Genomic DNA, 13794 nt, shown 5'->3' with positions numbered 1-13794 from the left:
GTTATCCAAAAAAAAATAATCAGGCTTGGTGCAAAAAATTTTAATAAACTCAAAAAAGAGAGAGCTGTGTGACATCATTTTGTGATAAATGGTCTGTTAACTCAGTCTCGATTTTTAATGATTTCGCTAATTCTGGTGCGGGAATTTCTTCCTCTTGAGTTGCTACAATTCTTGCGGCGGCTTCTTTAAGATAATTTGGCAGTAAAGCGAAATCATGCAGGATGCTAGTGCGCAGATTCGGTTGATGAAGTGCTGCAGCAGGGTGGAACATGGGGACAACGAGCCGATCCCCGATCCAGTGACCTTTTCCATGAATCATGGAGATGCGCTGAAGCGGAAAATATTTCGCCATGGAGAAACGTCCTAATGTGACGATTACCAGTGGATTAATAATCTCGATTTGTTTGTCCAGAAAAGCAGCACAAGCCGAAAGTTCTTCGGGCATAGGATCACGGTTTGCCGGTGGACGGCATTTGACTACGTTGGTGATAAAGACATCTGAACGATTTACTTTTGCTACGGATAACAATTCATTTAAGAAATTTCCGGCTTGACCGACAAATGGCCTGCCTGACTCATTTTCGTTTAAACCAGGACCTTCCCCGATAAAAAGAATTTTTGTAGAGATGTTCCCTTCTCCAGGAACAGATTTTTTCCGAGATAGATGGAGCTGACATCTTGAACAATTAGAAATTTCTGCTGCAAGCTGATTCATTTTGACAAGGCGGTCGTCCATTTTTACTCCTGTTGATTATATATTTTTGTGTAGGCTTCTGATTCAAGGTTCATCATGATTGCATCTTCATGATTGTCTTGATAGTAATTTTTTCGGATACCGACTGGTTCGTACCCCAACTTTTGATAGATATGAATTGCTGAGAGGTTGCTTGCACGCACTTCGAGAAAGGAAACTCGGGCACCCTCTTCCCAGGCGTTGATCAATCCATGGATCAACAATGCTGTTCCAATCCCCTGATTCTGGTATTCTGGATGTACAGCGAAATTTGCTACATGAATTTCATCAACGATCAACCATAAAATCAAAAATCCAAGAATGGATCCGTTTTCATTTACAGCTACCCAGCACCTTGAGGCATCGTTTCTTTCGGTTTCGAAATGATAGGAGCTTTCTGGCCAATACAATGCAGCAGTTTGAGCATCAATCCGAAATACTTCAGAGATATCTTCCGGAATCATCCTGCGGATCTGAAACTGTCGGTTTTTCATTGGATTCATGAATCATCGGATCTTTCGTGTGAAGGTATATGGGCGCCAAATCTGCCGCTGATGGAACATTTCCTTTTTCAAGTTGTTTCCAGGCTAATTCTGCCAAATAACCAGGTCTTCTAAGACACATAGCCGGAGAAGCCAGTTTCATATTCTTATTTTGTCTGCGGAACATTGCTCGCGCATCAGCATTGATTTCTCCGGCAACATTTGTCGGTTCATGGATGAAATCGACGAGACTTTCCACTGTGTGAACTGTGATTTCGGAATTCGAAACCCAACGACCTTTTTCCTGTCGATAAATACATGTAGCCAAACGAGTTCTTCCCGCTTGCAGCAGTACACATAAAGGAAAATCATTGACCGGTTGTGCAGAAGCAAGAATATCAAATGTTGGAATTCCGATGACCGGTATCTCCAAACCAACTGCCATGCCTTTTGCAAAAGACAAGCCGACACGCAGACTGGTGAAGGATCCCGGCCCTAAGGCACACGCGATTCCTTTCAATCCGGATTGGTCAATTTCGATATCTTCAAACATCTGTTTTACTGCTTTGGCAAGGATTGTTGTATGACGATTCGTGCTGACCCATGTAGTTTCTCCGAGAATCGTCGAGCCGTCAAAAATTGCAATTCCAACGCTGCTGGTAGACGTATCAATCGCTAAAAGCATATTTTATACTCCGAACGTTTTTTGGCGAAAAGATTGAGTGATCTGGACGTATCTTTTCCCTTGCGGGGTAAAAGTAATTCGCCTTTGTTCATCAGAAACCCACTCCATTTTGATCCATAATTTTTCTTTTGGTAATATTTCGTCAATTCTCTCTGCCCATTCAATTACTAATGAACCAAATCGTAGCATTCTGTCCACATCTAAATCTTCCGCTTCCCATGTATTGCCGATGCGATATGCGTCAAAATGAAATAATATATTCTTATCCATTCGATTATATTCATTGATCAAGACAAACGTAGGACTGGTTACAGGATCGATACTTCCCCATCCCTTTGCGATTCCCTGGACAAAGGTTGTTTTTCCGGCGCCTAAATCACCGCTGAAACAAATCAAATCCCCTTTTTGAAGCAGGCATCCCAAACGCATCCCAAATCTTTTGGATTGTTCAGGACTGCGACTGAAGTATTCAATGGATTCAGAATTTAAAATAGACATGAATTATAAAGATACTTTCTGATCATCAATTTCTGCCTTACGAGATGTCTTCTGTTTTATCCTTTGATGAAGATCACGGCGGGATAATAAGATTCTATGATGGCAGCCAAGGCATTCTAAACCGATTTCAGCGCCTAAACGAACGATTTTCCATTGGTTACTGCCGCACGGATGATTCTTTTTTAAGGTCACGATTTCATCGATTTCATAGATTTCTGACATTCGATAATTATAAACCAGAGAATGCGCGTCGTTTCATGAAAGGGTACTTCGGGTCTGCGTTTCAATTTTCCATTGTCAAGGGGAAATTGCGACACTGGCCAATAATTCGACTGCAAAAATCTAAAAAAAGTTTCTGGTAAAATAAAAAAATATTCGCGTATTTAGCAAATAGATCTTATTAAAAATTTATATCAACATTGCTTTTTGTTGATTCCCATTACTTATACTGAATTTTTGTTTCAAATTTTTTTATATAAAGGATTGTAACGAGAGATTAATGGAACAAAAAACGAATCTGGCGTTTTTTCGATCTTCAATATTGAAAAGATTTTTTTCCATTATTTTTTTCATTATTCTGGTTGTCATTCTATATAGCTACGTGAACAAAGTGTTTTTATTAAAAGATCGAATGGAGGCTTCGAATTTTTTTGTTAATGAACCGAAAAACTCGATAGATGTCCTTTTTCTGGGAAGCAGTCATGTCCTTTGTGGAATAAATCCTCTGATTATTTGGAATGAACAGCAGATCACATCCTATTCACTGGCTACCAACGCTCAGATGCCTTATGCAAGTTTGATGCTTGCCAGGTTATCGCAAGATTTTCAAAAGCCGAAACTTATCGTCTTAGATGTATATATGTTTCTTAGAGAGGTTAATTTTGATGCATCTGAATGGAATCATAAGGCACTGGATCCATTTCCTCTTACACTACAGAAAGCATTTTTCATCATTAAAACTGAAAGAATTCAAAACAAATTGGAGTTTCTATTTCCTCTTGTAAAATACCATTCCAGATTAATGAAAGAAGAATTATCAAATCAAGATTTTTTATACCCGTTAATAAACACAACAAGTTTGCTGAAAGGGTATTCATATTTCGATTCCATTTATGAGGTCGAGTTCTTAAAGAAACTGAATCAAATTATTGAAAAAAAGGCAATTCAACCTGAAAATGAAAAGACTTTGTTGGAAATAATTCAATGGTCAAAAGATAATCACATTCCCCTACTTTTAACAGCCATTCCCTATCAAACATCATTAACAGATTATCAACAAATCAATTACATTGCTTCTATTGCGGAACAGAACAATGTTCCATTTCTCGATCTCAACAAGCGTGTTGAAGAGATTGGAATTCTATCGACAACTGATTTCAAAGATGAAGGACACACGAATGTATTCGGAGCAGAAAAAATCTCTTCCTGGTTTGGAAGATATTTGGCATCGACTTACAATTTAAACAGTTCAAAAAAAAGCGATATTCTACAAAATTGGAATGACGCTTACGCATATTATGATAATATTCGTCATCTCAAAGAAATTACTGATCTAACAGAATATCTCAATCGAATTGACAATCCTCATTACGTCAGTGTTCTGACTGGAGGAGATGGGGATTATGACCTTCTGCCCCGTGAGGCTATTGAGAAGTTGCAGGATTTTGGTTTTATTGGCAATAAAAAAGACCACTCGACCTGTTTTATTGGAATTATTGATCAAGGAAAATCGGTAGTTGAAAAACACAGCCGAATAATAGAAGCTAATTACCCCTTTAATACATATTTGCATGACTATCTTTATATTCAAAATTCAACAACAACAACGATACCGATGCAGGTCAAATTAAACCATGAAATTGTAGCGACGTATCAACATGGTTTGAACATACTTGTGTATGACAAAGAAAAGGGACTGATCATTGACAATGTTACATTTGATCCCCAAACAGGTCTAAAAGCTGTGAAGTAACCCGGATAGGAAATTATGCTTTACACATCTCAAAATTTCTTTCTATTCTTTCCGATTGTCTGTCTTTTTTACTATATCATTCCCCAAAAAATCCGTTGGTTATGGATACTAATTACTAGTTATTTTTTTTATTTTTCTTGGAATCAAAAACTACCATTATTGTTATTATTTTCTACTATTACCACATACATTGGAGGCATTGGAATTCAATACGTAAAAAAAAGAGTGGAAAGACCACGGAAATTTGGTCAAAAAATGATCTTATTTTCTTGTTTTTCACTGAATATTGGTATCCTTTTTTTCTATAAATATTTGGATTTTTTCTTTCTTAATTTAAATAAAGTATTAAGCCGGATCCACTTTACTCAAGTCGAAAATCCTTTCAGCTTTATCTTGCCGTTAGGCATTTCTTTTTATACATTTAAGGTCCTTTCCTATCTGATGGATAATTATCGAGGGAAAATCGATGCAGAAAAGAACTTGCTTAAATATGCTGCTTATGTAGCTTTCTTCCCAACAATGGTTTCGGGACCTATTGATAGAGCTATTTCGACAATTCCACAAATTACAGAATCAAAAAATTTCCGTTTTGAAAATGTCAAACATGGCTTATGGCTGATGTTGTGGGGTTATTTTCAAAAAGTCGTCATTGCAGATCGATTGGCGCTAATGGTCAATGAAGTTTTTAATAATCAAGAGATTTATGTACACTCAGGCGTAATTGGAATTGTTGCTTCATTTTTTTATTCATTCCAAATTTATTGCGATTTCTCCGGATACTCAGATATTGCGATTGGAGCTGCGCAAGTATTAGGATTTACCGTTTCAGAAAACTTTCGCAGACCTTATTTTGCAAAAAGTATTGTGGATTTCTGGAAACGTTGGCATATATCATTAACAACATGGTTCCGCGATTATCTTTATATTCCTCTGGGAGGAAATCGTGTAAGTAAAATTCGGCATTTTTTAAATATTATGATTGTTTTCATAGTATCCGGTCTATGGCATGGTGCAGGGTGGAATTTTATCTTTTGGGGATTTTTACACGGAAGTTTCCAAATTATAGAAAAAATATTGACTCCTATTTTTCAAACAAAAATTCACAATATGAAAACGTACGGCACCTTCGGATTTAAAACAGCCCAGACTCTCTTTACCTTCTGCCTCGTTAATTTTGCCTGGATTTTCTTCCGATCAGAATCATTAGAACATGCTTTTACTTTTATCCGTGGAATTTTCCGATTTAATCCAAGTCTATTGTTCAATGCCAATTTGTTTACGTTCGGGATGGATAGAACCAATTTTGAAATTACCATCTTTTCGTTGCTCATTCTTTTTGTGGTCAACTGGCTCCAGCGCGATCAAAGCAGCTTGCGGGAGAAAATTGACAATCAGCCATTGTGGTTTCGCTGGATGTTGATCATCGGATGTATTTTTTTTATCCTGGTTTATGGTATTTATGGTCCCAGTTACGACGTCAACCAATTCATCTATTCAGGTTTTTAATGGAAATAAGGTCGAAGTTGAAGAATTCAATTTCAAGACGAGCTGATCTATTTGGATAAAGAATTCCATTTTTGAAAAAGATTCATCATCACCAACGCTGGAATCTGTTTCAATTTTTCTTGATGATGTAAATTTGAAACATTGACAACCAAAAAAGTAATTCGAAATAAGGATCGACTTTTCATATAAATAACAACAATGGATTCTTTTCATATTTCAAATCATTGCGACTAAAACCTATAGAATTACCAAAAAATCGTACCTGATATAATTAAGGAATGAATCGTTTAGGAATTGAACCAACACTGCTAATTTTCAGAATTGTCACGTTATTGATTTCGTTTTCTTTTCATGAATTCTCTCATGCTTTTGTGGCAGACAAATTTAGCGATCCGACACCGAGGCAGGATGGTCGGTTAACGTTAAATCCTGTCAGACATCTGGATATCGTTGGATCCATTATGCTGATTGTGACCGGTTTTGGATGGGCAAAACCTGTCCGAATTAATCCTGCTATCATCGAGAGAAAGTCAAAAGCAGGACTGATGATTGTTTCATTTTCAGGTCCTTTTTCAAACTTGCTGCTGGCTATTACAGCCGGTTTGTTATTTCGATTGATGCAAACGGAATCACTTTTTCAAACTTCTCAGACACTTTATTTCTTTGGCTCGTTTTTGGTTCAATTTATCTACATCAATCTGAGCCTGATGGTTTTTAATTTGCTTCCATTCGCACCTTTGGATGGACATGAGGTGTTTGGATTTTTTGTCCCCCAAAGATTCAAGCCCCTTTGGGATCGTTTTCAAAATTATGGCATGATGATCCTCCTGCTTGGATTTCTGATTCTGCCCTATTTCCGGATTCATATTTTTTCGTCACTTCTTTCACCAATTATTGCAGGATTATTTCGTTTGATAACAGGAGGCAATTAATCATGGCTGTACAAATTACTATTATCGGTTTAGGTGAAATAGGCACTTCATTAGGATTGGCATTAAAGTATCAGAAAGAGACTATACTCCGGGTCGGTTCGGATATTCATAAATATGCCGAACAAAATGCGTTGTCAGCAGATGCGATTGATCGAATTGAACATAATCTCTTTAATGCCATCCAAGATGCGGATATCGTCTTTTTAACAATTCCAACCGATGAAGTTGAAGCGGTGATGAAATTAATCGGTAATGATTTGAAAGAAGATTGCGTTGTTTTTGAGACCGGCTTTGCAAAGGCTGCTGCAAAAAGATGGGCGAGTCAATATTTAAAAACCCCGTCGAATTTTGCAGGACTCTATGCCGCAATAAATCCTGCATGGCTGAATGAAACATCCAATGAATACCATTCGGCACATGAAGACCTTTTTAAGAATGGCACTCTTTTTATTTCTTCAACGGCAGATACAGCTCCCAGTGTCGTAAAATTGGCATCCGATCTGGCTTCTTTAATAGGTTCCTTTAGCGCTTTTTGTGATCCTGAAGAGTTGGATGGTTTTATCGCTTCGATTTTTAATATGCCCTATTTAATGGGGAATGTCATTCTCAATACAGCCAGGCGGCAGAATAGTTGGCGTGAAGTGCGCAAAATGGGAGGGAAGACTTTTTCCGAAATGACTCAGTCTGCAGCCATGCAGCCGGATCGTGAACAGTATGGAAAATTCCTGTTGGAAAACAGAGAAAACACATTACATATGATTCATGAATTTATGTTCACTTTGAAAGAATTCCGTGATGCGATCCAAGAAAATGACGAAGCAGCATTGAAGACGCTGTTAAAAAATTGCGGTGAAGACAGAGAAAAATGGCTGCAGGAGTATCAGTCTGGTGAATGGCGTCACGAAAGGGAGACGAACATGCAAACTCCGACAACAGGGGATTTTTTCGGGCAGCTATTTTTAGGCGGATTGGCCAGAAAGAAAAAAAAGTGACTCAACAAAATGCTGAATCGACGGTTCCCGAACAGCATTTTTATTGTTATATGGTTCTTTGCAGTAATGGTGCTTTTTATACCGGTTGGACAACCGATCCCGTACATCGAGTGAAGATTCATAATGCAGGACAAGGTGCAGCTTATACAAAAATGCATTGTCCAGTCACATTGGTTTATATGGAAGAATTACCATCCCGACATGATGCAATGTTGCGAGAGATCGAGATTAAAAAAATGTCTCGCGATAAAAAGAGCCAAATGTCGGAAGAATGGTTGAAAAACAAGCAGTAAACTATGGTTTTTCAGGAGATTTTCGGAATTAAGCCAGCAAAGTTAAATTAAAATTGCTGGAATTGATAACGATACCATCAGCAATTCGAAATTCGATAAAGCCATATGAGAAAGCGAAATCCTGTGGAAATGTTGATTTTTCCGCGGAACGTAAAATCAGCACTTCAACAAATAATCCTTTCTATATTTCGAATCGCTGGAATATTATTTTTTTATAAGGTATAAGATTTTGGACGAAAAAGAATTTCATTCCGGTTTTGTCAGCATCATTGGACGACCAAATGTCGGTAAATCGACGTTGATTAATTACTTACTGGGGCAGAAAATTGCAGCCGTTTCGCCCCGTCCGCAAACGACACGCAGATTGCAATTAGGGATCATTACCACAGAAGCATACCAGTTGATTTTTGTGGATACTCCGGGAATCCATAAACCTTTATCAAAACTCGGGGAGGTGATGAATGATTCGGCTTTGGGAACGCTGCAGGATGTGGATTGTATTGCCTGGATGGTTGACGGGACAATGCTTCCGACAGAAGAGGATCGCATGATTGCCAAACAGCTTGCGAAAATCAGGAATCAGGATCAAATTTTGCTTTTAATCAATAAATGCGATCAAATATCTGCAGAAAAGGCATTATCCGTTAAAGAGAAATATCAGGAATTATTATCAATTCGAGAAACGTTTTTCATCTCATCAAAAAATGGTGAAGGATGCGATGAGATGCTTCAATCGATTATTCGCAGATTACCGGAAGGACCGGCTTTTTATGATTCCGATCAGATTACCGATTTATACGAAAGAGAAATTGCCTCTGATCTCATTCGTGAATCTCTATTAAAGAATCTGGATGATGAAATTCCGCATGCCATAGCCGTCCGGATTGATGATTATAAGGATCGGTCTGAAATCAATTCCTATATTCTGGCAACGCTACTATTGGAGCGAGAAGCGCATAAGGGCATTGTGATCGGGAAAAACGGGGAGATGATCAAAAAGATAGGACTCGATGCCAGACGTGAGATCGAGAAAATGACTGATCGAAAAATATATCTCGAACTGCGGGTCAAAGTGGAAAAAAACTGGCAAAATAATCCACAGATTTTAAAAATTCTTGGATATTCAAAAAATGAATAATCTGGATGTTTCTGCGATAAATACAGTTCGCTTTTTTTTATGACAAGTTTTTATACGTTTGAAATCCTTCTCCCAGCACTTCATGAGCATGTCCGACAACCATAAATGAAGCGGGATCGGCATCTACTACCATTTTTTTTAATTGATTCACTTCGTTTCGACCAATGACACAATAGAGGATCGACTTTTCTTCACCGGAAAACCCACCCACACCTTTCATTTGTGTGACACTGCGGTCGAGGATTTCAATAACAGCCCGAGTAATCTTCTCCGGTTCTTTAGTAATAATAATGACATCCCGAAAATATCCGCTGCCTTCTGAAATCATCTCTGCAGCAAATCCGCTGATATATATGGCAATCAGACCATAGAGTGCCAGATCCCAACCAAAAGCAATTCCGCCCAAAATAACGGAAATCGAATCAGTTAAAAGATAGGATTGAGAAATTGGCAAACCCAGGCGCTGATTGAGGATTCGCCCGATGATATCACTGCCGCCGCTGGTTCCGCTTCCTTTGTAGACGAAACCGAATCCGATACCCAGAACTACTGCGCCGAACATCATATTCAGAAAAATATCCTGAGTTATCGCTGAACACGAAGTCCAACCGGATAACAGATCCGTAAAAATGGAAAAAATGATAACAGAAAAAATTGTCCGGGCAGCGAATCGAATTCTTCCCAAATACTGCCAACCTAAAATAAAGAGCGGTATATTTCCAATTAATGTCATAATACCAATCGGCCAGGAAGAATAATGATTCAAAACTTGTGCTAAACCGGATACACCACCGCTTACCAGTTTTGACGGAATTAAAAAGAAAGCCATTCCTGCTGCTTGGATCACACTGCCAAACAATAGATACAGGTAATCGTAAATGGTTTCTTTCTTAAGAAAATCCGATAAAAAACCTTTAAGTTTGCTGACCATATTCGAATTATTTCATCCAATCCAATGTATTATGAAAGATCTGGCGTATTACGATTTATGCGAATATTGATTCTGATAAATCAAATTCTAATCGATTCTCATCAATCACAGTTGAATATCAGCAATTCGAAATTTGGGAAAAATTCTTTGTTGTAGTGTCGTTTTTTCGCGGAGCGCAGAACGTAACTACAACTTATTTTCGATTGATTGGAAACAATGGAAGGATTCTTCTGTTTTTTGATAGATTGATATTTTTACCAGAAAACAGACCTTTGGAAGGGTAATAGTCTCTGTCTGCAGTCCGTTCCGGTCTAATAGAAAATACGTATAATGAGATGGATGAAATTTTGTGAGTTTATCGGAAAAACAACCATCATTTGTGAATTATTCTTTTGAGGAAAGTTGTTTTTGGATATTTAGAAAAATGTACAGTTGTTTTTACTGTTAGGTAAAAAAATTCGTGTGTTTTTTGGAGATGGCATGCATGAAAATAAAAGCAATCAAATTTTAAAAAGAATACTGTTTCTTTTGTTATTCATTTTAACCGGTTGCCAAAGTAAAACTGATATTCAAGATACGGCATTAAGTGTGCCAATTGTCGTTGGGCCAATATCAAATACCCTGACATTTGTTGGTAACGTTAAATCCAGTGAATCTTCAACATTAACCTGGAAAACTTCCGGAGTGGTTGAAGATGTCAAAGTACGTTTGGGTGATTCTGTTACAGTTGGACAAGAATTGGCTGTTTTGGAAGAGGAAACGCTCTCAGCGGATGTCATAAAAGCTGAAATTCCTCTGATTGAAGCAAAGGAATCATTCAACGATCTGCAAATCTCAGAAACTGCTAAAGCCCAGGCATATAAAGATTTACGAGATAAAGAAGTGGCATTAAGGGATGCGGAACTCTTTGCTGAAGGTTTAAAATACCCGATTGCCGATCAGGAAGAAATTGATGCGGCAAAAAAGGCTTTAGATGGTGCGAAAGACGCGTATGATAATGCATCGGAGGAGTATCAGAGTGTTATTCTGCGAGATCATCTCGATGAACAGAAAAAATCCTTATACGAAAAACTGCAGAGTACATTAAATGCCTACGCCAAAGCATACGATTTATGGTTGTACGATGTAAACAATACATCAGAAAACACAAAAAAACAGGCGGCAGCGGATATCGAAGTCGCAAAAGCAGCATATGAAGATGCTTTGAAAACATTTCAGACCTACTCGGATGGTTTTCCGCGTAAAGAGGATATCAAATCTGCTGAATTGTCGATAGAGACAGCTCAGGAAAACTATAACAAACGTTCAATCCTTGCGGATATAAACGGCATTGTTACCATTGTTAATCCTCGTTCGGGAGATTATGTCACAAAAGGCGAGACTGCTGTCAGAATTGATAACCGTGACAGACTTTTTGTGCCGATCAATATTTCTGAAATTGATATTGTAAAAATTAAAAATGGGCAAGAAGCGGATGTTGTTCTGGATGCGAATACTGGAAAATCATACAAAGGTATTGTTAATAAAATTTCTCGGCAAGGTGATGAAACTGACAATTCCGTGTCTTTTGAGACCTATGTTGAAATTATGGATCCTGACGATTCAATAAAAATTGGAATGACAGCTGAAATTCATATCATTCTTGAGAAAAAAACCGATGTCTTATTGACTGCTTCCAATGCAATTTTATCTGAGGATGGGCATTATTATGTAGAAGTGCTACATGGAGCTGAAAGACGAAAGATACCCGTTGAAATCGGTTTGACGGATGGCGTGATCACTGAAATAACTTCCGGAGAGGTTTCAGAAGGAGATTCTGTTGTAGTACCTTCGATTGAATCGAAAACATTGTCTGAGCTGAATCTTCCCAACACATCTGGTCAATCCGGTTTCCCGCCATCTGTAGATGGTCAGGCACCTCAACTACAACGACCAATATTGTCCGAAACACCTGCACAAAATTTTCAGGAATTTGAAAAGTAATCTCAGGATAAAAAAACTTACGGTAATAGAAAACAAAAAACTTCAAGGAATATTCTATGAATCAGAAGTCCGAAATTAAAGTAAAAAGGCCGCCACAAAAAACTACGATCGTTATATGGGTGCTGATTGGCATAATTTTGCTGATTGCCGCAGCAGGAGTTGTGCAATATCTGAATCTCCAGAAACAAGCACAAAAAATTAAGGATGAAGCTGCTGCCAGTCAAACCGAAACGACAGTAGTAAAAAAAGGAAATCTTACAGAAAAATTAGATGATATTTCCGGAACTGTCCGCCCCAACCAATCTGTATATCTATACTGGCAGACCAGCGGCACGGTATCTGATGTAAATGTTCAATTAGGTGACAATGTGAAGAAGGGTGATGTATTAGCCGCTTTAGATCGGAGTACGATTGACACTTCCATCATTGAAGCCGAAGTAACAAAAGAGGAAGCAGAAGAAGATTTAGAAAGGCTTTATACCTCTTCATTCGATTTAGCTACAGCGATGTCCAACGTTGCCACAACAAAGAAAGCAGTGCAAGATGCCCAAGATGCCCTGGATGCACTGGGAGTGGTTCGTGAAGATGAGGTCGAAATCGGGGTTTACTATAATGACTATCTGGAAGCAAAGGAAAACTATCAGAAAGCTTTAGATAATTTTGAAACCATGAGAGACAGAGCGCTGGATGACGTGGATCGGCAACGAGCCGTACAGATGGTTGAGGGTGCTCGTTCCAGAATGGAAAGCGCGCTGTCAATGTATAACTGGTACAACGGGGAAGTTGACGCATTGGAGAAACAACAGGCTGAAGCAGCGTTATTGTTAGCTCAGGCACAATATGAGGATGCGGTTCGGTCTTATGAAAAAATAAAAAATGGTCCGACCGAATCGCAGATTGCTTCACTCCAGGCACAAATTAAAGCAGCTGAAGCAACGATGAAAACGGCTTATATTGTTGCACCAATTGATGGAACGGTTGTTGAAGTTGGTGCTAAACAATTTGATGTAATTGCTTATGAATCTACTTCGACATCTCGCGATATCTTGGCTGCACGCGTTGATGATCTCTCTTCCTATTTTATCGATATAACCGTCAATGAATTAGATATCAACCAGATTTCTATCGGTCAAAAAGTGACCATATCCTTTGATGCAATTCCTTTGAAAGAGTATACAGGAACGATCACAAATATTTCAAATGTCGGTGAAGTCTCGGATAGTACTGTAACTTTTTCTTTGACAGTAAAAATGGATCGAGTGGATAACAAAGTTAAAGCAGGGATGATGGCTGACGTTGCAATTGTTACGAAAGAAGCGGTTGATGTCCTTTATGTCCCATCGACAGCCATTGCAATGAAAGCGGATGGAACGCGATCCATCAGTAAAAAGAATGCAGATGGAACATTTACCGATATCTCTGTTCAATTGGGTATGGTATCAGGATCAGATATGCAAATCATTTCGGATCAGATTCAGGAAGGTGACGAAATAAAAAATCATAAAATGCCTATGGATGTGAACGTTGGTTTAACGATTGGAGGGGTAACATTCGGCGGTGGTCCGGGAGGCGGCCCTGGTGGTGCTGGCGGTCCTCCTCCCGGAGCAGGTGCAGGTGGCGGACGTTCCCAATAGAAAGGAAATGCGAAA

At 38.5% G+C, this 13794-nt stretch carries 14 protein-coding genes; 8 read left to right on the top strand and 6 right to left on the bottom strand.

The window, feature by feature from the left end:
- Positions 1 to 49 precede the first annotated feature (49 nt).
- Genes ATC1_RS00160 through ATC1_RS00140 form a run of 5 tightly spaced genes read right to left on the bottom strand, consistent with a single transcriptional unit; the run spans position 50 to position 2620 of the window.
- Positions 50 to 736: a uracil-DNA glycosylase gene (locus tag ATC1_RS00160; protein WP_062276786.1), complete on the bottom strand. Its 687-nt coding sequence runs from the start codon at positions 734 to 736 to the stop codon at positions 50 to 52.
- A 2-nt stretch (positions 737 to 738) separates the two neighbouring features.
- A complete protein-coding gene (gene rimI / locus ATC1_RS00155; RefSeq protein ID WP_172667681.1) occupies positions 739 to 1227 on the bottom strand; it encodes a ribosomal protein S18-alanine N-acetyltransferase in 489 nt (162 codons plus the stop codon).
- On the bottom strand, positions 1175 to 1900 hold the full coding sequence (tsaB, locus tag ATC1_RS00150; protein ID WP_062276780.1) for a tRNA (adenosine(37)-N6)-threonylcarbamoyltransferase complex dimerization subunit type 1 TsaB: 726 nt from the start codon (positions 1898 to 1900) through the stop codon (positions 1175 to 1177). Before tsaB ends, rimI begins: the two co-directional genes overlap by 53 nt.
- A gap of 3 nt (positions 1901 to 1903) precedes the next feature.
- Positions 1904 to 2398: a tRNA (adenosine(37)-N6)-threonylcarbamoyltransferase complex ATPase subunit type 1 TsaE gene (gene tsaE / locus ATC1_RS00145; RefSeq protein ID WP_062276777.1), complete on the bottom strand. Its 495-nt coding sequence runs from the start codon at positions 2396 to 2398 to the stop codon at positions 1904 to 1906.
- A gap of 3 nt (positions 2399 to 2401) precedes the next feature.
- Positions 2402 to 2620, bottom strand: a complete 219-nt coding sequence (locus ATC1_RS00140) for a DUF951 domain-containing protein (protein WP_062276773.1) — start codon at positions 2618 to 2620, stop codon at positions 2402 to 2404.
- A gap of 277 nt (positions 2621 to 2897) precedes the next feature.
- Here ATC1_RS00140 and ATC1_RS00135 point away from each other — a divergent pair, with 277 nt between their 5' ends.
- The 6 genes from ATC1_RS00135 (at position 2898) to era (ending at position 9231) form a co-directional block, all read left to right on the top strand.
- Entirely contained in the window at positions 2898 to 4370 is a 1473-nt protein-coding gene (locus ATC1_RS00135; RefSeq protein ID WP_062276770.1) for an SGNH/GDSL hydrolase family protein, read from the top strand.
- Positions 4371 to 4625: 255 nt separating this feature from the next.
- Positions 4626 to 5876 (top strand): MBOAT family O-acyltransferase, encoded by a 1251-nt coding sequence (locus ATC1_RS00130; RefSeq protein ID WP_201777215.1) that lies wholly within the window; start codon positions 4626 to 4628, stop codon positions 5874 to 5876.
- A 278-nt stretch (positions 5877 to 6154) separates the two neighbouring features.
- Complete coding sequence (locus tag ATC1_RS00125; RefSeq protein WP_062276765.1) at positions 6155 to 6808, top strand: site-2 protease family protein; 654 nt, start codon at positions 6155 to 6157, stop codon at positions 6806 to 6808.
- Between the two features lie 2 nt (positions 6809 to 6810).
- A complete protein-coding gene (locus ATC1_RS00120; protein WP_062276761.1) occupies positions 6811 to 7800 on the top strand; it encodes a prephenate dehydrogenase in 990 nt (329 codons plus the stop codon).
- A complete protein-coding gene (locus ATC1_RS00115) occupies positions 7797 to 8093 on the top strand; it encodes a GIY-YIG nuclease family protein (RefSeq protein WP_236688096.1) in 297 nt (98 codons plus the stop codon). Before ATC1_RS00120 ends, ATC1_RS00115 begins: the two co-directional genes overlap by 4 nt.
- Positions 8094 to 8322: 229 nt before the next feature.
- Positions 8323 to 9231 carry a GTPase Era gene (gene era, locus ATC1_RS00110; RefSeq protein WP_062276758.1) on the top strand — a complete coding sequence of 303 codons (909 nt, stop codon included), beginning with the start codon at positions 8323 to 8325 and terminating at the stop codon, positions 9229 to 9231.
- A 37-nt stretch (positions 9232 to 9268) separates the two neighbouring features.
- On the opposite strand, the gene ATC1_RS00105 is transcribed toward era, so the two are convergent.
- Positions 9269 to 10162, bottom strand: a complete 894-nt coding sequence (locus ATC1_RS00105) for a YitT family protein (protein ID WP_062276756.1) — start codon at positions 10160 to 10162, stop codon at positions 9269 to 9271.
- A gap of 480 nt (positions 10163 to 10642) precedes the next feature.
- Here ATC1_RS00105 and ATC1_RS00100 point away from each other — a divergent pair, with 480 nt between their 5' ends.
- Both ATC1_RS00100 and ATC1_RS14775 read left to right on the top strand, forming a co-directional pair.
- Positions 10643 to 12145 carry an efflux RND transporter periplasmic adaptor subunit gene (locus tag ATC1_RS00100; RefSeq protein WP_062276753.1) on the top strand — a complete coding sequence of 501 codons (1503 nt, stop codon included), beginning with the start codon at positions 10643 to 10645 and terminating at the stop codon, positions 12143 to 12145.
- 56 nt (positions 12146 to 12201) lie between these two features.
- The gene (locus tag ATC1_RS14775; protein WP_062276750.1) at positions 12202 to 13779 is read left to right on the top strand and encodes an efflux RND transporter periplasmic adaptor subunit; all 1578 of its coding nucleotides are present in this window, start codon (positions 12202 to 12204) and stop codon (positions 13777 to 13779) included.
- Positions 13780 to 13794 lie beyond the last annotated feature (15 nt).

This window comes from Flexilinea flocculi (assembly GCF_001192795.1).
In the GTDB taxonomy this organism is placed as follows: Bacteria; Chloroflexota; Anaerolineae; order Anaerolineales; family Anaerolineaceae; genus Flexilinea; species Flexilinea flocculi.
This window is presented reverse-complemented; position numbering and strand designations above follow the sequence as displayed.